The organism is Vescimonas sanitatis (assembly GCF_049060325.1).
Taxonomy (GTDB): domain Bacteria; phylum Bacillota; class Clostridia; order Oscillospirales; family Oscillospiraceae; genus Vescimonas; species Vescimonas sanitatis.
In genome coordinates this window covers 161,010-179,639 of record NZ_JBMGPW010000004.1, presented here as the reverse complement: position 1 = coordinate 179,639, position 18,630 = coordinate 161,010, and the positions used below count along the sequence as shown (strand labels likewise).

General features: G+C 63.9%; 16 protein-coding genes. 6 read left to right on the top strand and 10 right to left on the bottom strand.

Features of this window, described 5'->3' with window-relative positions; translation table 11 throughout:
- Positions 1-8: 8 nt before the first annotated feature.
- Positions 9-2,639 (bottom strand): pyruvate, phosphate dikinase, encoded by a 2,631-nt coding sequence (gene ppdK / locus ACOMDU_RS06745; protein WP_421129654.1) that lies wholly within the window; start codon positions 2,637-2,639, stop codon positions 9-11.
- A gap of 319 nt (positions 2,640-2,958) precedes the next feature.
- On the opposite strand from ppdK, the gene ACOMDU_RS06740 reads away from it, so the two are divergent.
- The 6 genes from ACOMDU_RS06740 to ACOMDU_RS06715 all read left to right on the top strand — a co-directional run bounded on the left by ACOMDU_RS06740 (position 2,959) and on the right by ACOMDU_RS06715 (position 8,262).
- A complete protein-coding gene (locus tag ACOMDU_RS06740) occupies positions 2,959-3,804 on the top strand; it encodes a DNA polymerase III subunit delta' (RefSeq protein WP_421129653.1) in 846 nt (281 codons plus the stop codon).
- Positions 3,801-5,081, top strand: coding sequence for a PSP1 domain-containing protein (locus ACOMDU_RS13855; RefSeq protein ID WP_476718545.1), 1,281 nt, complete (start codon positions 3,801-3,803; stop codon positions 5,079-5,081). The genes ACOMDU_RS06740 and ACOMDU_RS13855 overlap by 4 nt, the downstream gene beginning before the upstream one ends.
- Positions 5,082-5,084: 3 nt before the next feature.
- Entirely contained in the window at positions 5,085-5,930 is an 846-nt protein-coding gene (locus ACOMDU_RS06730; protein ID WP_421129652.1) for an HAD-IIB family hydrolase, read from the top strand.
- Entirely contained in the window at positions 5,927-6,127 is a 201-nt protein-coding gene (locus ACOMDU_RS06725) for a hypothetical protein (protein ID WP_421129651.1), read from the top strand. Before ACOMDU_RS06730 ends, ACOMDU_RS06725 begins: the two co-directional genes overlap by 4 nt.
- Positions 6,128-6,198: 71 nt before the next feature.
- Positions 6,199-7,914 carry a peptidoglycan DD-metalloendopeptidase family protein gene (locus tag ACOMDU_RS06720; protein ID WP_421129650.1) on the top strand — a complete coding sequence of 572 codons (1,716 nt, stop codon included), beginning with the start codon at positions 6,199-6,201 and terminating at the stop codon, positions 7,912-7,914.
- A gap of 168 nt (positions 7,915-8,082) precedes the next feature.
- Positions 8,083-8,262 carry a sortase B protein-sorting domain-containing protein gene (locus ACOMDU_RS06715; protein WP_022135275.1) on the top strand — a complete coding sequence of 60 codons (180 nt, stop codon included), beginning with the start codon at positions 8,083-8,085 and terminating at the stop codon, positions 8,260-8,262.
- 183 nt (positions 8,263-8,445) lie between these two features.
- On the opposite strand, the gene ACOMDU_RS06710 is transcribed toward ACOMDU_RS06715, so the two are convergent.
- From ACOMDU_RS06710 to mutS, 9 genes are all read right to left on the bottom strand, one after another.
- Positions 8,446-9,324: an HAD family hydrolase gene (locus tag ACOMDU_RS06710; RefSeq protein ID WP_421129649.1), complete on the bottom strand. Its 879-nt coding sequence runs from the start codon at positions 9,322-9,324 to the stop codon at positions 8,446-8,448.
- 54 nt (positions 9,325-9,378) lie between these two features.
- Positions 9,379-10,074, bottom strand: coding sequence for a DivIVA domain-containing protein (locus ACOMDU_RS06705; protein ID WP_421129648.1), 696 nt, complete (start codon positions 10,072-10,074; stop codon positions 9,379-9,381).
- Positions 10,075-10,101: 27 nt separating this feature from the next.
- A complete protein-coding gene (locus ACOMDU_RS06700) occupies positions 10,102-10,566 on the bottom strand; it encodes a cell division protein SepF (protein WP_022135278.1) in 465 nt (154 codons plus the stop codon).
- Positions 10,567-10,585: 19 nt separating this feature from the next.
- Positions 10,586-11,281, bottom strand: a complete 696-nt coding sequence (locus ACOMDU_RS06695; protein WP_421129647.1) for a YggS family pyridoxal phosphate-dependent enzyme — start codon at positions 11,279-11,281, stop codon at positions 10,586-10,588.
- Positions 11,282-11,349: 68 nt separating this feature from the next.
- Positions 11,350-12,609, bottom strand: coding sequence for a biotin/lipoyl attachment domain-containing protein (locus ACOMDU_RS06690; protein WP_421129646.1), 1,260 nt, complete (start codon positions 12,607-12,609; stop codon positions 11,350-11,352).
- A gap of 26 nt (positions 12,610-12,635) precedes the next feature.
- Complete coding sequence (gene hfq / locus ACOMDU_RS06685) at positions 12,636-12,866, bottom strand: RNA chaperone Hfq (protein WP_022135281.1); 231 nt, start codon at positions 12,864-12,866, stop codon at positions 12,636-12,638.
- Positions 12,867-12,930: 64 nt separating this feature from the next.
- Positions 12,931-13,989: a tRNA (adenosine(37)-N6)-dimethylallyltransferase MiaA gene (miaA, locus tag ACOMDU_RS06680; protein WP_421129645.1), complete on the bottom strand. Its 1,059-nt coding sequence runs from the start codon at positions 13,987-13,989 to the stop codon at positions 12,931-12,933.
- 37 nt (positions 13,990-14,026) lie between these two features.
- Positions 14,027-15,979 carry a DNA mismatch repair endonuclease MutL gene (gene mutL, locus ACOMDU_RS06675; RefSeq protein WP_421129644.1) on the bottom strand — a complete coding sequence of 651 codons (1,953 nt, stop codon included), beginning with the start codon at positions 15,977-15,979 and terminating at the stop codon, positions 14,027-14,029.
- A 16-nt stretch (positions 15,980-15,995) separates the two neighbouring features.
- Positions 15,996-18,590 carry a DNA mismatch repair protein MutS gene (gene mutS / locus ACOMDU_RS06670; protein WP_421129643.1) on the bottom strand — a complete coding sequence of 865 codons (2,595 nt, stop codon included), beginning with the start codon at positions 18,588-18,590 and terminating at the stop codon, positions 15,996-15,998.
- Between the last annotated feature and the right edge of the window lie 40 nt (positions 18,591-18,630).

Genomic DNA, 18,630 nt, shown 5'->3' with positions numbered 1-18,630 from the left:
TCGAGCCCTTACTTGGCGTCCTTGATGGCGGCCTGTGCGGCGGCCAGACGGGCGATGGGCACGCGGAAGGGGCTGCAGGACACATAGTCCAGACCCACGCGGTGGCAGAACTCCACGCTGGAGGGGTCGCCGCCGTGCTCGCCGCAGATGCCCAGATGGATGTCGGGGCGGGTGGCGCGGCCCAGCTTGCAGGCCATATCCACCAGCTTGCCCACACCGACCTGATCCAGCCGGGCGAACGGATCGCTCTCATAGATCTTATTGTCGTAGTAAGCGGGCAGGAACTTGCCGGCATCGTCACGGCTGAAGCCAAAGGTCATCTGAGTCAGGTCGTTGGTACCGAAGGAGAAGAACTCCGCCTCGGTGGCGATGGCATCAGCGGTCAGCGCAGCGCGGGGGATCTCGATCATGGTGCCCACCAGGTACTTCATGTTCATACCGGCAGCAGCCAGCTCCTCGTCAGCGGTCTTGACCACCACGTCCTTGACGAACTTCAGCTCCTTGACCTCGCCCACCAGGGGAATCATGATCTCAGGCACCATGTTCCAGTCGGGGTGCTTCTTCTGGACGTTGATGGCGGCGCGGATGACGGCACGGGTCTGCATGACGGCGATCTCCGGGAAGGTGACGGCCAGACGGCAGCCGCGGTGACCCATCATGGGGTTGAACTCGTGCAGGGAGGCGATGATGGCCTTGATGTCGGCTACGGTCTTGCCCATATCCTTGGCCAGCAGCTCGATGTCCGCCTCCTCGGTGGGAACGAACTCGTGCAGGGGGGGATCCAGGAAGCGGATGGTGACGGGGCAGCCCTCCATGGCCTCGTAGATGCCCTCAAAGTCGCCCTGCTGCATGGGCAGCAGCTTGGCCAGAGCCTTCTCGCGCTGCTCCTTGGTGTCGGAGCAGATCATCTCGCGGATGGCGGCAATACGGTCGCCGTCGAAGAACATATGCTCAGTGCGGCACAGGCCGATACCCTGGGCGCCCAGAGAGCGGGCGCGGGCGGCGTCGGCGGGAGTGTCGGCATTGGTGCGGACCTTCAGCCGGCGGAACTTGTCGGCCCAGGCCATGATGCGGCCGAAATCGCCGCCCACATTGGCGTCCACGGTGGGCATAGCGCCGTCGTAGATGCTGCCGGTGGAGCCGTCCAGGCTCATCCAGTCGCCCTCGTGGTAGGTCTTGCCGGCCAGGGTAAACTGCTTGTTGGCCTCGTCCATGTTGATGGCGCCGCAGCCGGAGACGCAGCACTTGCCCATGCCGCGCGCCACCACAGCCGCGTGGGAGGTCATACCGCCGCGGACGGTCAGGATGCCCTGAGCGGCCTTCATGCCCTCGATGTCCTCGGGAGAGGTCTCCAGACGAACCAGGACCACCTTCTCGCCCCGGGCAGCCCACTCCTTGGCGTCCTCGGCGTTGAACACGATCTTGCCGCAGGCAGCGCCGGGGGAGGCGGGCAGCGCCTTGCCCACCGGCTCGGTGGCCTTCAACGCCTTGGGGTCGAACTGGGGATGCAGCAGGGTATCCAGGTTGCGGGGGTCGATCATCGCCACGGCCTGCTGCTCGGAGATCATGCCCTCGTCCACCAGGTCGCAGGCGATCTTCAGAGCGGCGGGAGCGGTGCGCTTGCCGTTGCGGCACTGCAGCATGTACAGCTTGCCGTGCTCCACGGTGAACTCCATATCCTGCATATCGCGATAGTGGTCCTCCAGGATATTGCAGACCTTCACGAACTCGTCATAGGCCTCGGGGAACTTCTCAGCCATCTCGGCAATGGGCATGGGGGTACGCACACCGGCCACCACGTCCTCGCCCTGGGCATTGGTCAGGAACTCGCCCATCAGCTTCTTCTCGCCGGTGGCGGGGTCACGGGTGAACGCCACGCCGGTGCCGCAGTCGTCGCCCATGTTGCCGAAGGCCATGGACTGCACGTTGACGGCGGTGCCCCAGGAATAGGGGATGTCGTTGTCGCGGCGGTACACGTTGGCGCGGGGGTTGTCCCAGCTGCGGAACACGGCCTTGATGGCGCCGATCAGCTGCTCCTTGGGATCGGTGGGGAAGTCGCTGCCGATCTTGGACTTGTACTCGGCCTTGAACTGCATGGCCAGCTCCTTCAGATCCTCGGCGGACAGCTCCACGTCCTGGGTCACGCCCTTCTTCTCCTTCATGGCATCGATCAGCTGCTCAAAGTACTTCTTGCCAACCTCCATGACCACATCGGAATACATCTGGATAAAGCGGCGATAGCAATCCCACGCCCAGCGGGGGTTGTTGGACTTCTTGGCGATCACGTCCACCACGTCCTCATTCAGACCCAGGTTCAGAATGGTGTCCATCATGCCGGGCATGGAGGCGCGGGCGCCGGAGCGCACGGATACCAGCAGGGGATTTTCCAGATCGCCGAACTTCTTGCCGGTGATCTTCTCCATCTTCTCGATATACTCCATGATCTCCGCCATGATCTCGCCGTTGATCTGGCGGCCGTCCTCGTAATACTGAGTGCAGGCCTCGGTGGTGATGGTAAAGCCCTGGGGCACGGGCAGACCGATATTGGTCATCTCCGCCAGGTTCGCACCCTTGCCGCCCAACAGCTCACGCATCTTGGCGTTGCCTTCGGTGAACAGGTAACAATACTTCTTGCTCATTGCAGTTCCTCCGTATATTAAATAGTTGTACCAAACATTGAGAACAATTTATTATAGTCATATTTTTTTTTAAAAGCAACCCTGTCGCGGATATTTTTACAAAAAAATGTTGTTTCCTCTGCGGACACTCGCCGTAAACCGATAACACATTTCCGTTTCCTCTATTTTCCGTCCTTTTTGGCGCAGCACCCGCAAAGCCGCCGTCCTGGCGCGCTTCTCCCGGCGGAACGGAGGGAAGATTTTGTGTCTTGCCTATTCCCCCACTCCTGTGGTATACTATTATATTGAATTAGTAGGCACTTTACCGGGAGGTATGCGCATGGTCCAGCTGCCCCAGGAAAACAGCATATTTGCCCGCACCGTGCGCCGCGCCGCCGGGGAGGACCGTCTCAGCCACGCGGTCATCCTGACGGGCCGGGGTGACCTGACCGCCGCTGCCCGATTTCTCGCCGCCGCCCACGTCTGCGAGGGGACGGACAGGCCCTGCCTGCGCTGCCGCCACTGCCGCAAGGTACTGGAGGGTATCCACCCGGACGTGATCCCCGTGCTGGATACAGAGCACAAGGAGCTGACGGTGGAGGCAGTCCGCGCCCTGCGTAAGGATGTGTACATCCGCCCCAACGAGGCCCGGCGCAAGGTATACGTCATCTCTGACTGCCGCCAGCTGAACCAGCGGGATCAGGATGTCCTGCTGAAGGTGGTGGAGGAGGGACCGCCCTATGCCGCTTTCATCTTCTGCGCCGACGCTCCCGCCGCCCTGCTGGAGACCGTCCGTTCCCGCTGTACTCTGCTGAAATACGACGGGGAAGACGCGCCCCTCAGCGACGGTACCGCGGAGCTGTGCCGTGCGTTTGCCTCCGGGCGTCTGCTGCCGGTGACCACGGCGCTGCTCTCCCGCGAGCAGTCCCTGAAGCGCGAGACGCTGCAGGCCCAGCTGGAGGAGTTGTGGCGCGCCGCGGCCGAAGCCCTGCTGGTGCAGCAGGGCAAAGCGCGGCCAGATCCCTCCTGTGCGGAGGCAGCCCTTCTGCTGGCGGACAGGCTGACGGCGCGGCAGCTGCTGGGACTGTGCGCGGCCAGTCAGCGCTTTGCCGAACAATGTGACCAAAATGCGGGCGTGGGCCAGATATTGGGCGCCCTCGCCGTGAAATGGGAGGAACTTTTATGACCGATGTGATCTCTGTCCGCTTCCGCAGCGGCTGCAAGGAATACTACTTCGACCCCAAGGGGCTCACGATCCCCGCCGGCACCGACGTGATCGTGGAGACCGCCCAGGGCCCGGAATTCGCCCACTGCGCGGCGGGCAACCACCAGGTGCCCGATGACGCGGTGGTCAAGCCCCTGCGGTCCGTCCTCCGCATCGCCACCGACAACGACAAGCACACCGCCGCCTACAACCGCAGCCGTGAGAAGGAAGCCTTCGACGTCTGCAAAAAGAAGATCCAGCAGCACAAGCTGGAGATGAAGCTGGTGCGGGTGGAGTGCAGCTTTGACGGCAGCAAGATCCTGTTTTTCTTTACCGCCGACGGCCGCGTGGACTTCCGCGAGCTGGTCAAGGACCTGGCCGGTGTGTTCCGCGCCCGCATCGAGCTGCGGCAGATCGGCGTCCGCGACGAGGCCAAGATGATCGGCGGTCTGGGCATCTGCGGCCGGCCCTTCTGCTGCGCCCAGTTCATGGACGAGTTCCTGCCCGTGTCCATCAAGATGGCCAAGACCCAGAACCTGAGTCTGAACCCCACCAAGATCTCCGGTACCTGCGGCCGGCTGATGTGCTGCCTGAAATATGAACAGGACGCCTATGAGGATGCCGTTAAGCGCCTGCCCAAGAACGACTCCTTTGTTCTGACGCCGGACGGCACCGGCAACGTCAGCGACGTAAACGTGCTGAAGGAGACTGTGAACGTCCGCCTGGATGACCGCACCGACGGTCCCCGCTGCTATCACAACTGCGAGGTCTGCGTCCTGCGGAGCGGCAAGGGCAGCCGCGACGGCATCGCGGTCCCCGACAAGCGCCCCGAGCGCTATGTGGAACCGCTGGCCGAGGAGGAGCTGCCCTCCATCACCCTGCTCAGCGATTTCGACCCGGACGCCGCGGCGGAGAGCGAAAAGAAGCGCAGCCGCCGCAGCCGCAGCCGCCGTCGGAGCGACGGCGAGAAGCGCCCGGCAGAAAAGCCCGCCGCCCCTGCGGAAAAAGCCCCTCGTTCCGATGCCCCCGCCGAAGGCGGAAAGCCCCGCCGCGAGGGCGGTGATCGCCGCCGCAGAAGCGGACGCCGCGGCGGAAACGGCGGTGCCAACGCCGCCGGCAGCACCGGCGCACCCGCACCCAAGGCAGTCAAGCCCGCCGGGGACGGCCAGGGTACCGTGAGCGGTGAGAAGAAGCGCAGCCGCCATCGGCCCCGCCGCAGAAGCGGCGGCAGTAAGCCCAACGGCGGCACGGAGGCGTAAATCATGCGTAAATTCAACGGCTTGCTGCTGGTCAGCGATTTCGACAACACCCTTGTCTACACCGAGGAGGCCCTGCAAAAGTGCGTGGATATGCCCCCCGTCTCTGACGAGAACCGCGCCGCCATCGAGTATTTCATGGCCAACGGCGGCATCTTTTCCGTGGCCACCGGCCGCGCCAAGCCCGCCTTTGAAACGGTTGTGGACGGCATTCCCATGAACGGTCCCACCGTGCTGTTCAACGGCGCAGCTATCTACGACTTCCCGCAGAAGAAGTACCTGGTCACGGCCTTTCTGCCCGACTCCGTCCGGGAGCACGTCACGGAGGTCGTCACCGCCCTGCCCCAGGTGGCTGTGGAGCTGTACCACGATGACAACACCATCCACGCCCTGAACGCCAACGACGTCACCCGCCGTCATATGCACATCACCCACGCGCCGTCCATCGAGGTAGACACCATGGACGACGTGCCGTCCCCCATCAGTAAGGCCCTTTTCTCCACCGAGGAGGCGCACCTGCCCGCCCTGTTGGACTTTCTGGCCTCCCGGCCCTGGTACCACGACTATGAGGTAGTCCCCAGCGCCGTGACCCTGGTGGAGCTGACAGCCAAGGGCGCCAACAAGGGCGGCATGGTCCGGCGTCTGGCGGACCTGCTGGGTGTGACACGGGAAAACGTGATCTGCGTGGGCGACCACGCCAACGACATCAGTATGCTCACCTGGGCCGGCCAGGGCTACGCCCCCGCCAACGCCATTCCCCAGGTGCTGCACACACCCGGCGTCCGCCGCCTGCCCGACTGCCGCGACAACGCCATTGCCCAGCTGATCCGTTCTCTGGACAAGCAGCTTTGAAAAAGAAAAAATCCAAGCCCCCTTTCGGGGCTTGGATTTTTATTTTATCAGGAACAATACAGACCGCGTTTGACCGCCCCGGCCACTGTCCCGTCGCTTTTCATCAAAAAGTTTTTTCCGAAAACCCGCCGTTTCCCCCCATTAAAGCCCCTTTTTATAAGGTTTTCTCTTCACAGCAAGGTTTGTTTACAATTTAATCCTTGACGTGAGGGGAAAATCATTGTATCATACGCTTTGTAACTATTTGTAACTTTTAGGGGCTTACACCATGACGCAGGATCAACAACAGAAAAAAGCCGCCGGCCGCGACCCCAACCGGGAGCACATGACCCTATCGGAGCTGTGGCAGCTGTGGCGTGACAATTTAATGAGCTGGCGGAGCTTCTGCGATGAGCACCACGATCTGTTCACCCTGAACATACAAGCGGGCTTCCGCCGCATCGGTCGGTGGCTGTCCGATCTGCGCAGCAATGCGCGGGCTCTGGCGGCCGCCAACCGCGACAGGCGGTTCCCCGAATCCGAATACGGCGCAGCCCAGCTGTTCCTCTTCTTCCGCGGCAGCCTGGAGCGCCGGGCCGCCGCCATACGCGAGGGCTTCTCCAACCGGCGCAAGGCACTGACCTGGATGGGCGGCAAACGCCGCCACTTTTTTGAGAAGATGCATCTGCACCCGGTGGCATTCCTGTGCGGCGCCATGGCCATCGCCGCCGCGGCCACCGTTCTGTCCCTGTACACCCTGGGCGCTCAGGTGACCTATGACGGTCAGGACCTTGGCATCGTCTCCTCCCGCCGCGCCGCCGAAAAGGTGGTGGCGGAGCTGGAGGATGTCACCCGCACGGCTACCGGCGACAGCGGCTACACCGTGGATACGGCGCTGCTCACCGCCGAAACAGGCGTTTTCCCCCGCCGCGAGCTGATCTCCGACGACGAGTTTGAAGAGACACTGAGCGACACCCTCGGCGTGGTGGATTACGCCTATGTCCTGTATGTGGACGGCGAAAAGGTGGTGGCCACCACCCGCTCCGGCGCGCTGGAGGACCTGCTGGAGCAGCTGAAGCTGGGCTATGAGACGGCGGACACGGTGAACGCCTACTTCGTGGAGGAAGTGGACATCCGGCAGGAGTACGTGGAGTCGTCCTACGTGATGAACCTGGGCTACATCGCCGAGATCCTCAACGAGACGAAGGAGGGCGAGGTGACGTACACCGTCACTTCCGGCGACAGCTATTACAGCATCGCGGAGAAATACGACCTGAACGTGGAAGCGCTGATGAAGCTGAACCCCGGCTATGACCCGAAAATCCTGCGGGTGGGCGATGTGCTGACCATCAGCAACGCCGTGCCCTATCTGACGGTGGTGAACGTGGAGCGGCAGCGGTACGTGCAGGATGTGCCGTACCAGGTGGAGTACACCGACGACAGCTCCATGTATCAGGGTGAGTATAAGGTCACGTCCCCCGGCGTGTACGGCAAGGCGGACATGACCGCCAACGTGACGTACATCAACGGCGAGGAGACGGAGCGCGAGGTGGTGGCCAGCGTGACGCTGTCCCAGCCGGTGACGGAGCAGCAGCTCCGCGGCACGAAGGAGCGGCCCACCTGGTATCCCACCGGGTCGTTCTCCTGGCCCTGCACCGGCATCCTCACCAGCCGGTTCGGCTATCGAAGCCTGCTGGGCAGCACCTACCACAGCGGCATCGACATCGGCAACAGCTACGGCACGTCCATCTACGCCTCCGACGGCGGCACGGTGACGTACTCCGGCTGGATGAGCGGGTACGGCTATCTGATCATCATCGACCACGGCAACGGGTACCAGACGTACTACGGGCATAACAGCAGTTTGGTGGCGTCCCTGGGGCAGAAGGTCCACAAGGGCCAGCTCATCGCCCGCATGGGCTCGACGGGCCGCTCCACCGGCAACCACTGCCACTTCGGCATCAAGCTCAACGGCACGTTCCTCAACCCGCTGAACTATCTGTAAACCGCAGCGCCCCTGCCCATCGGCGGGGGCGCCGATCTTTCCCTGCGGCAGGGCGCACGTTTCCGGGGTTGCAAAACCCAAAAACTATGGTACAATAGACCTGCGCCTGTATGTATTTCCCCGCCGGCGGCGGTGGAATGGAGAAACCGTTAAAATGAGGTGAAAAAGATGAAAAAACTGATCGCGCTGCTGTGCGCGGTGTGCGCCGCGGCCATGAGCCTGTGCGTCGCCTGTGCCAGCCCCCTCACCGGCGACACCAGCAACATGGGCCTGTGGATCACCCTGGTGGTCGTGGCCGTCATCGCCGTTGTAGTGCTGCTCATCGTGGGCAAAAAGAAGAAAAAATAAACAGCGTGCAGACCGCCCCGGGCCAATGGCCCGGGGCGGTTTTTATGCTGCTGGCCCTGGCCATAGACCTAAGTCTGGCTGCCTGCGGCGAATAACCCGCCGGCGCTAACGGTATGCTCTTTTTCGGCGCATGATCCAGACCCACAAAAAAGAGACGGCCTCGGCCGTCTCTTTTTATGCCTTTTATTCAAACAACCCCGCCTGTCCCGGCACCTCCGTATGCCCGATGGACTGTATCTGGCGGACATTTTCGGCGGTCAGCGCGTCGCTGATGGCCATCTTACGGATGATGTTCTGCACCGTCACGTCCAGCCCCGTGCCCTCCCTGTAGTCGGCAGGGAAGATGAAATCCACCCGTCCCTTGGCCAGCAGGTCCTCCACGCCGGCCCGGTTGCTGCTCTGGTACACGGCGATGGCCTGCCCGCCGTAGGACCGCATCATCTTCATACACGGCACGTCGGAAAGCCCGTCGCCCACATAGATCATGTTGGTAAAGGGCACCCGCTTGCTGTCGTCGGGCATGGAGTCGTTCAGCGTCTTGTCATCGGCCACGTCCAGCACACCCTTGTTGATGCGGTAGACGAACTGGGTCTTGTTGGTGAAGTTGACGTCCAGCTTGGGCCAGCAGGCGGCACCCGCCTCGTCATAGTAGAACTCGCAGGCGTAGATCTGCTTGAACTCGTGGGCAATACCGCTGCCCTCAATGATCTCCTTCAGCCCGGAGGACAGCACATAGTGCTCAATGGTCACGCCCTGCTGCTCACCGAAGGCGTTGATCCGCTGAAACCACTCCCGCACGCCGGGAAACAGCTCCATGCTGCGGCCGCACGCCACCAGAAAGTCCCGCTTCAGGTCCTTGCCCTGGGCGCGGCACTCGACGATCATGGTGTACATATACGCCAGCAGCCCGTCCATCCGGTTCTCCCGGCCGAAGGTGTTGGCCTTGTGCCAGAACTCCGCCGGGGTGTATCCCAGGGCCGGGATGAAGGCGTAGTCCTCCATATCCGTAGTACACAGCGTCTTGTCAAAGTCGTACAGCAGCGCGATGATGGGCTTTGTCATACCGTCTTCCTCCGTGGAAAAAAGGCGGCGCAAGGCCGCCTTTTGTTGTTGTGCTTACTTGTCTCCGCTGTAATTCCGACCGAACTTCAGCTCGTCCAGACTCAGCCGGAAATCGCTGGGGATGGCGCTGCCGTCCACCGGCGGCAGCTTGATGGTGGGCTCGTCGGTGACGGCGCTCCCGGCGCCCTTCTCCTCCGGCGCGTCGATGTACTTGCTGAGGATATCCTGCTCGATGGCGGACACCACATCGGCCTGGGGCGCGGCAGCAGGGACCTCCGGCTGCTCCGGCACAAAGTCCAGCTCCGGCAGAGACTGCAAAAAGGCGCTCTGGGCCTGGCACAGCTCCTCGCTGCGGCGAATGAACGCCGCGGTCTTCTCCTGTGCGGCCTGCAGCTTCTTCTCCGCCGCCCTGCGCTCATCGTCCAGCCGGTGGATCTCCGCCTGGGCCTCCACCTGCGCGTCGGCCAGGATCTTCTCCTTCTCGCTCTGGGCCTCCTGCACCAGCTTGGCGGCCATCTTCTGGGCCGTCAGCAGTGCCTGGCGCATGGCCTCCTCGGTGGAACGGTACTCCTCCACCTTCTCGGCCAGCACCTTCAGCTTGGCCTTCAGCGTGACATTCTCCTTGAACAGGGCGGTGTAGTCCTCCGTCAGCGCGTCCAGAAACTCATCCACAGACGCCATATTGTATCCGCCGCCGCCGAATGACGCCTTCGGGAATACTTTTTCGGAAACTTCCTGGGGTGTAAACATTGCCGATCCCTCCGTTATATGATTTCTTTAGAAGTACAATCCGTTGTTCTCCAGCTCATCGATCAGGTCGCCCATGATATCCACGGAGTAGGGGGTGATGATGTACGTATTGGCCGCCACCTTCTTGATCTTGCCCTCGCCGGCATAGGCTACGCCGGACAGGAAATCGATCAGCCGCCGGGCCACGTCCTTGTTGGTGGACTCCAGGTTCAGCACCACCGTGCGCTTCTCCTTCAGATGGTCCGCGATCTCCGAGGCGTTCTCGAAGCGCTCCGGCTTCACCAGCACCACCTTCAGCTGGGTGGTGGCGTGGATGTTCACCACCTTGTTGTGGCGGTCCTCGCTGCGGCGATCCTCACGGCGGTCGTCCTTGCGGTCGTCAAACAGGGAACGGGAGGACTCCTTTACCGGCTCCTCAAAATCGTCCTCATAATCATAATCCTCATCATCGTAGGGATGAATGATCTTCTTCAGCTCGTCCATCAGGCCCATGTGCAATACCTCCCGCGTATTATTTGGAATAGTCTCTTGCGCCGAAAATGGCGGTGCCCACGCGGACCATGTTGGCCCCCGCGCGAATGGCATCGGCAAAATCGCCGCTCATACCCATAGAAAGATATTCTAATCCATTATCGTACATTTTTCTGTTTATGTCAACATATAGTGCCTGTACTTTTTGAAAATATACCACATTTTCTTCCCGTGTGGCGTCCGCCGGGGGGATGGTCATCAGTCCCCGCACCCGCACATGGCCCATTTCCTTCGCCTGTGCCGCCGCGTTTTCCACCTCCTGCGGCGCAAAGCCGCTTTTGGCCGCCTCGCCGCCGATGTTCACCTCCAGCAGGATATCCTGCACGATGCCCAGCTTTTCCGCCTGCTTGTCCACCTCGGCCAACAGCTCCGGCGAGCCGATGGACTGGATCAGGGCCACCTTGCCCACCACCTGCTTCACCTTGTTGCGCTGCAAGTGGCCAATGAAATGCAGCGGCGCGCCGCGATAGGCATCCTCCGCCAGCTTTGCGGTCATCTCCTGCACCCGGTTCTCGCCCAGGGCGTCGATGCCGGCGGCGATGGCCTCCTGGCAGGCGGCGGCATCGTTCATCTTGCTGGCGCCCACCAGCGTGATATCCGCCCCGGTGCGGCCCGTCTCCCGTGCCGCCGCGTCGATCTCGGCGCGGATCGCTTCCAAATTTTCCCGAATAGACATCGCTTGTGCCTCCTTGTCTCTTTCGTATCTAAGCCGCGTGCGCCCGCTGGAGGCGGGTGCCGCCGTGTTTATCGGATGACCTTGCCGTCATACAGCTCGCCGGACGTGGCGATGACCTGATCGCCGGAGCGCAGGGTCTGTGTGTCCCGCACGCCCTCGGCGGGCTTCACCAGCGCGTAGCCCTCCCCCTGATATACCAGCTCGATCGGCCGGAAGGAGGCGTTCTCGCCGTCCACACAGTACACGCCGGTGGTGCCGTCCGCGCTGACCCGCAGCGCGTCGGCCGGTACCCGCAGTCCCTGATAGGTGTGCAGCACCGCGTCCGCCGCCTGATGACGCAGCAGCGTGGTCTGTGCCAGATACCGTGTGCTGGACAGCACCACCGCCGCCTGGCCGTTCTCCTCCCGGGACACGGACACCACGCTCATGCGGATGCTCTGGTCAAAGCCCTTGGCCAGACGCACATCCACCCGGCCCATATCCTTCAGCGCCGCCGCCTGCTCCGCCGGCAGCACCACCGCATAGTACCAGGTGTCGCCGTAGATCAGCTTGCCCACGTTGCTCTGCTCCGCCGCCGCCTTCACGCCGTTCAGCTTGCCCGGCGTCACGTCCTCCAGAAACGCCTCCGTCAGTACGCTCTCGTACCCGTCGCACACGGCGGAATAGGTGCCGGAGACCTTGGCGGTCACGGTCTTCGCGCCGGACAGCGCGGCTTTCTGCTGCTGTATCTCGCTTTCCACCGACTTGATCTGCGCCTGTATCTCCTCCTGTGACGTATAGCTCCCGTGGTCCCGCTTCAGCACGGCGGCCTTCAGCGCCGCCAGGTCGCTCTCCGCCGCGGCATAGTCCCCGGCGCTCAGCGTCTGCCGCAGGGCCAGGATGTCGCCGGTGATGGACGTATCCAGTTTCAGCGCCGCATCCGGGTCCAGATAGGACGTCAGGGCGAACTGCAGCTGCTGCAGCTGCAATTCCAGCGTCTCGATCCGGCTGACGGTCTGCAAAGCGCTGTCGTCGCTGTACACCGTGGCCACCGTCTCGCCGGCGGCCACCCGCTGTCCCTCCTGCACAGCCCGGGACACGGTGCCGGTCTGGCCGGGCAGCGGCTCCTCCGTCCGCACCAGCCAGCCCTCCATGGAGATAACGTCCTCCGCCTGTGCCTCATAGACCAGCGTGATGGTCATCGGGTCGGCAAAGTAGTTGTATACCTGCGCGGCGAAGTACACCAGCACCGCCGCCAGCACCGCGATAGGCAGCACCTTCAAAAGCGGCGACGAGCGCTTGTTGTTCCCCGCCGGGATGTTTGTGTTATTGTCTGGGGTGTTGTTCATGGGCTTCCCTCTTTGTCTATGTTCTCTTACTCCGCGTCCTCCCACAGCGTGACATTCCGCGCCGGCGCGATGGTGGAGATGGCGTGCTTGTAGATCACCTGCTGCCGCCCCTCGCTGTCCAGCACCACCACGAAGCAGTCGAACCCCGTGATGACGCCCCGCAGCTGAAAGCCGTTCACCAGGAACAGTGTCACCGGCACGTTCTCCTTCCGGGCCTTGGTAAGAAAGATATCCTGTAAGTTGTTTGTCTTCTGCATGATCGTCCACTCCTTGTATGTCTGTACGGACGATATGCACAATATCTGCCTCCGCCCGCCGCTATCAGCATACCCCGGCGGACAGGAGGAATTCTGTCGCATTTTGTAACCCCGCCGAAAAATCCGGCGTTTTTTCCCATAATATCCAGTGGATGGCCTCGTTGCGCCGCAGCCAGGTCAGCTGCCGCTTGGCGTACTGCCGTGACCGCAGCTTCACCTCCTCGATGGCCTCGGCCGTGGTGGCGCGGCCCTCGGCCACCGCCAGAAACTGCTTGTACCCGATGGCCTGCAGGGCCGTGGCGTTCCGGGGCAGGCCGCTTTGCAGCAGTGTCTCCACCTCCCGCAGCAGCCCCTGCGCCACCATCGCGTCCACCCGCCGGTCGATGCGCTCCTTCATATCCTCCCGGTCCCGGAAGGCCAGGCCGATGTACGCCGCGTCGTACCGGGGCGGTGCCTCCCGGCTTTTTCTGTCGTGCGCCCCGATAGTCTCCCCCGTCTCGTAATAGACCTCCAGCGCCCGGACGATCCGCTTTTCGTCCCGCAGGTGCAGCCGCGCCGCGCTCTCCGGGTCCACGGCCCGCAGCGCCTCCAGCAGCGCCTCCGCGCCATCCTTCGCCAGCTTTTCCTGCAATTCCCGGCGTATCTCCCCGCCCTGGCTGCCGGCGGCAAAGTCCTGCCCCCGCACCAGCGCGTCCAGATACAGCCCCGTGCCCCCCACCAGCACCGGCCGCTTTCCCCGCCGCAGGATGTCCTGCACACACGCGTCCGCCTCCCGGACGTACCGGGCCACGGACCAGCTCTCCGCCGGGTCCGCCACGGCCACCATGTGGTGGGGCACGCCCTCCATCTCCTCCGCCGTGGGGGCGGCGGTGCCGATGGTCATGCCCCGGTATATCTGCATGGAGTCCACGGACACCACCTCGCCGCCGAAGCGCTTGGCCAGCGCCACACCCATCTTCGTCTTGCCGCAGGCCGTGGGCCCCACCACGCAGACGACCTTGTTGTCCATGTCCTCACCTCGATCCGTTTTGGAAAGCGCCGCAGCGCCGTTATGGCCTGTAAAGTCGTGGATTTTTCGTTCTGCCGATGACGGGACGGTGCCGCTGTACTTTGTGTACAGCAAGCCGACCCGGCGATGGCAGAACGGAAGAGACGCGGCTTTACGCCCGTTTGAACATTTTTTCGATCTCGTATTCCCTCAGCTTCACCGCCACGGGCCGCCCGTGGGGGCAGTAGCGCACCGCGCCGGACTGCACCTGCGCCGCCAGCGCCCGCAGCTCCGCCGGATCGCTGGTCATACCGGCCTTGATGGCGCTCTTGCAGGCCACGGTGTGCAGCACCTCGTCCCGCAGGGCCGCCCGGTCCGCGCTGTGCAGGCGCAGCTTCTGCGCCAACTCCTCCAGCGTGGCGGCGGCGTCCTCGGCCCGCACATCGTCGGGCACCTCCCGCACCAGCACCGTGCCGTCGCCGAAGTCCTCGCACAAGAACCCGCAGTCCGCCAGCAGCTCCAGATTTTCCAGCACGGCGGTGTATTCCTCCGCCGCCAGCGTCACCGCCGCCGGCGTCAGCAGCAGCTGCCGCATGGGCGGCTCCGTGCGCGCCTTCAGCGCGTCGAACCGCATTCTCTCGTGGGCGGCGTGCTTGTCAATGAGCCACACGTTCCGTTCCGCGTCCTCGCAGATGATATACGTCTTCAGCACCTCGCCCGCCACGCGCCAGGGCTGCTCCGCCGCGGCGGGGCCCTCCGGCATGGCGATCTCCTGCTGCTCCGGCTCCGCGGCCGGGGCAGGGGAGGGCGTCGTCTCCGGTCGTTCCGCCGTTTCCTCCGCCGGTGTGCGGACCTCCGGCGGTGTGATGTGATACACCACGCCCGGCGCGGCCGGTGCCGTGAACGGCTTGTCCGGCCGGCACACCACGTCGTGCACCGCCATCACCGGCGTGACCGGGGCGGGAGCGGGCGCGGGTCTGACCGGCTCCGTAGCCGCCGGTCTTGCGGGTGCCGAGCCGATGGCCTTCCCCGCGGGCAGCGTCACCGCCTGCGAAGGCTTTGGCGCGTTCGGCCGTTTCAGGAATTCCTGTGCCGTCATGGTCTGATAGAAGGGCTTTTCCGCCGCTTTTGGCCGCCCCTCGCCGTCCAGCGCGTCTTTCACGGTGTAGTGCACCGCGTCGAACACCGCTTTCTCGGCGGCGAATTTCACCACCGTCTTGGCCGGGTGGACGTTCACGTCCACCTCGTTCACCGGCAGCGTGATGTGCAGCACACAGCCGGGGAACTTCCCTTTCAGCAGCCGGTTGCGGTAGGCCTCCTCCACGGCGGCGGTCAGCAGCTGGCTTTTTACCAGCCGCCCGTTGACAAAGAACAGCTGCCGCGCCCGGGTACCGTGTCCCGCGGCGGGACTGCTCACAAAGCCGCTGGCCCGCACATCGCCGCTGCCGCCGTCCACCTCCAGCAGACTTTTGGCAAAATCCCGGCCCAGGGCAGCGTAGATCGCCGACAGCAGCTGCCCGTCGCCGGGGGTGTGCAGCACCTCCTGCCCATCCCGCAGCAGCTTGAAGGACACCTCCGGGTGGCTGAGCGCCAGCTGTGTCACCACAGCGGCAGCCGCCGCGCCCTCGGCACTGTCCTTTTTCATGAATTTCATTCGCGCCGGGGTGTTGTAAAACAGGTCCCGCACACACACGGTGGTGCCCTCCGGGCACCCGGCGGCCGTGACCTCACCGGGTACGCCGCCCTCCAGATGCAGGGACGCGCCGCTGTCGGCGCCCCGCGCACGGGAGAAAATATCCAGCCGTGACACGGCGGCGATGGCCGCCAGCGCCTCGCCCCGGAAGCCCAGCGTCCCGATAGCCGCCAGGTCCTCCGCCCGGCGCAGCTTGCTGGTGGCGTGGCGCAGAAACGCGGTAGGCAGCTGCTCCGGCGCGATGCCGCAGCCGTTGTCCGTCACCCGCAGATACGTCATGCCGCCGTGCTCCAGCTCCACGGATACGGCGGACGCCCCGGCGTCCAAAGCGTTCTCCAGCAGCTCCTTGCACACGCTGGCGGGGCGCTCCACCACCTCGCCGGCAGCGATGAGATCGGCAATATGGGCAGGCAGTTGTTGTATCTGCGGCATGGTATTCACTCCTTTTCTATTGCAGCTTGCTCTTCAGTTCATACAGCAGGTTCAGCGCCTCCAGGGGGCTCAGCGCGTCTACCTGCGTCCGGCGGATGATATCCGCCACGGCGCCCTCGGCCATGCCCTCCAGGGATACCTGGTCCTCCCGCGCCGCCGGGGTGTGGGGCTGCCGGGGCTGGCTCTCCAGCTCCCGCAGGATCTCCCGCGCCCGCTTGAGCACCGTGTCCGGCAGGCCCGCCAGCTTGGCCACCTCGATGCCGTAGCTCCGGTCCGCGCCGCCGGGGACGATCTTCCGCAGAAAGACGATATCCTCGCCCCGGGCGTGGACGGCCACGTTGTAGTTCCGCACGTTGGGCAGCTCCTGCTCCAGCGTGGTCAGCTCATGATAATGGGTAGCGAACAGCGTCTTGGCCTTCAGCTTCCCGGCGCAGTGCTCCAGCACCGCCCGGGCAATGGACATTCCGTCGAATGTAGACGTACCCCGGCCGATCTCATCCAGAATGAGCAGGCTGTTCTTCGTGGCGCAGCGAAGCAGCTCCGACACCTCGGTCATCTCCACCATGAAGGTGGACTGTCCCGCCGCCAGGTCATCGCTGGCGCCGATGCGGGTGAAAATGCGGTCCACCACGCCGATATGCGCCCGCTGGGCGGGGACAAAGCACCCCACCTGGGCCATCAGCACGATCAGTGCCACCTGACGCATATAGGTGGACTTACCGGCCATGTTGGGACCGGTGATGATGGCCACCCGGTCCTCCTTTGCGCCCATGTGGGTGTCGTTGGGCACAAAGAATGCGTCGCCCCGCACCTTTTCCACCACCGGATGGCGTCCCGCCGTGATCTCGATGACCCCGGACTCGTCCACCTCCGGCCGACAGTAGTGGTTCTGGGCCGCTACCTCGGCAAAGGCGCACAGCGTGTCCAGCTGCGCGATCAGCGATGCCGCCAGCTGCACCCGCGTCACCTGTCCCGCCGCCTCTGTCCGCAGCGCGGCGAACAGGTCGTATTCCAGTGCCGCGTCCCGGTCATGGGCGGTGAGCACCTCATGCTCCAGGTCCTTCAGCTCCTGGGTGATATAGCGCTCGCCGTTCACCAGCGTCTGCTTGCGTATGTAGTCCGCCGGCACCTGGTCCTTAAAGGAGTTGCTCACCTCGATATAGTATCCGAACACCTTGTTGTACCCCACCTTCAGGGTACGGATGCCGGTCTTCTCCTTCTCACGAGCCTCCAGCTGCGCGATAAACCCCTTGCCGCCGGAGAGTATCCCCCGCAGCCGGTCCACCTCATCGTCATAGCCCTCGCGGATCATGCCGCCCTCCCGGACGGAGAACGGCGGCTCGTCCACCAGCACGGCGGCAATGCGCCCGCTGATGTCCTCCAGCGTCTCCAGCTGCTCGTCCAGCTTTCCCAGCGCCCCTGTCCGGAACGGCGTCAGGCACCGCTTGATCTCCGGCAGGTGCTCCAGCGCCGCCCGCAGGTTCACCAGGTCCCTGGCTCCGGCGGTGCCGTAGACGATCCGGCTCATCAGCCGTTCCATGTCGCCCATGCCGGTCAGGGCCAGCCGCAGCTCCTGGCGGCCCACGGTGTTGTCCGTCAGCGCCGCCACGGCATTCAGCCGCCGGTCGATGGCCGCCACGTTCAGCAGCGGCTGCTGCAGCCACATCCGCAGGTTCCGCGCGCCCATGGGCGTCTTGGTCTTATCCAGCACCCACAGCAGGCTGCCCTTCTTCTCCTTGCCCCGCAGCGTCTCCGTCAGCTCCAGATTGCGCCGGGCCGTCAGGTCCAGCTCCATGAACTGTCCCGTCCGGTACCACTCCAGCTTATCCAGCTGCTTCACGTCGGTCTTCTGCGTCTCGTAGAGATACGTCAGCAGTCCGCCCAGCGCCAGCAGCGGTGCACTCTCATTCCGGGGCAGGTCCCGCAGCGCCGCCTCGCCGAATTGCAGCCGCACCTTCTTCTCCGCGTCCGACACGTCGAACCGCCCCTCCGCCAGCCTCTCCCGCCGGCAGGAAAAGCGCTCCTCCAGCGCGGCGGTCAGCGCCGGGTCGTCATAGGCCGCGGCGTTCATCACCGCCTCCGCCGGGGCGAAGCGCCCCAGCTCGTTGATCAGCCCCGTCAACCGCTGCGCCCCGGTGAACGCCGTCACCTGGGCCTGCCCGGTGGAGATGTCCGCCGCGCACAGTCCCGCCGCCGTGTCTGTCAGATACACGCCGCACAGATAGTTGCTGCGCCCCGCGTCCAGGCATGCCTCGTCCAGCACCGTGCCGGGGGTGACGGTACGGATGATCTCCCGCTTCACCAGCCCCTTGGCCAGAGCCGGGTCCTCCATCTGCTCGCAGATGGACACCTTGTACCCCTTGGCGATCAGCCGCGCGATATACCCCTCGGCGGAGTGATACGGCACGCCGCACATGGGGATGCGCTCCTCGTCGGACTTGCTCTTGTCCTTGTCCCTGGTGGTCAGGGCCAGGTCCAGCTCCCTCGACGCCGTCCGGGCATCCGGCCCGAACATCTCGTAAAAATCACCCAGCCGGAAAAACAGCAGGGAGTCGGGGTGCTTCTCCTTCTCCTCCATATACTGCCGCATCATGGGTGTCAGCTCAGCCATAGCTCGGCTCCTTTCTCCCTCCGGAAAGTCTGCGCCTTAC

Coding starts and splice junctions, on each gene's coding strand:
- ppdK (WP_421129654.1), bottom strand. CDS start 2,639: ATGAGCAAGAAGTATTGTTACCTGTTCACCGAAGGCAACGCCAAGATG.
- ACOMDU_RS06740 (WP_421129653.1), top strand. CDS start 2,959: ATGGTCCAGCTGCCCCAGGAAAACAGCATATTTGCCCGCACCGTGCGC.
- ACOMDU_RS13855 (WP_476718545.1), top strand. CDS start 3,801: ATGACCGATGTGATCTCTGTCCGCTTCCGCAGCGGCTGCAAGGAATAC.
- ACOMDU_RS06730 (WP_421129652.1), top strand. CDS start 5,085: ATGCGTAAATTCAACGGCTTGCTGCTGGTCAGCGATTTCGACAACACC.
- ACOMDU_RS06720 (WP_421129650.1), top strand. CDS start 6,199: ATGACGCAGGATCAACAACAGAAAAAAGCCGCCGGCCGCGACCCCAAC.
- ACOMDU_RS06715 (WP_022135275.1), top strand. CDS start 8,083: ATGAAAAAACTGATCGCGCTGCTGTGCGCGGTGTGCGCCGCGGCCATG.
- ACOMDU_RS06710 (WP_421129649.1), bottom strand. CDS start 9,324: ATGACAAAGCCCATCATCGCGCTGCTGTACGACTTTGACAAGACGCTG.
- ACOMDU_RS06705 (WP_421129648.1), bottom strand. CDS start 10,074: ATGTTTACACCCCAGGAAGTTTCCGAAAAAGTATTCCCGAAGGCGTCA.
- ACOMDU_RS06700 (WP_022135278.1), bottom strand. CDS start 10,566: ATGGGCCTGATGGACGAGCTGAAGAAGATCATTCATCCCTACGATGAT.
- ACOMDU_RS06695 (WP_421129647.1), bottom strand. CDS start 11,281: ATGTCTATTCGGGAAAATTTGGAAGCGATCCGCGCCGAGATCGACGCG.
- ACOMDU_RS06690 (WP_421129646.1), bottom strand. CDS start 12,609: ATGAACAACACCCCAGACAATAACACAAACATCCCGGCGGGGAACAAC.
- hfq (WP_022135281.1), bottom strand. CDS start 12,866: ATGCAGAAGACAAACAACTTACAGGATATCTTTCTTACCAAGGCCCGG.
- mutL (WP_421129644.1), bottom strand. CDS start 15,979: ATGCCGCAGATACAACAACTGCCTGCCCATATTGCCGATCTCATCGCT.
- mutS (WP_421129643.1), bottom strand. CDS start 18,590: ATGGCTGAGCTGACACCCATGATGCGGCAGTATATGGAGGAGAAGGAG.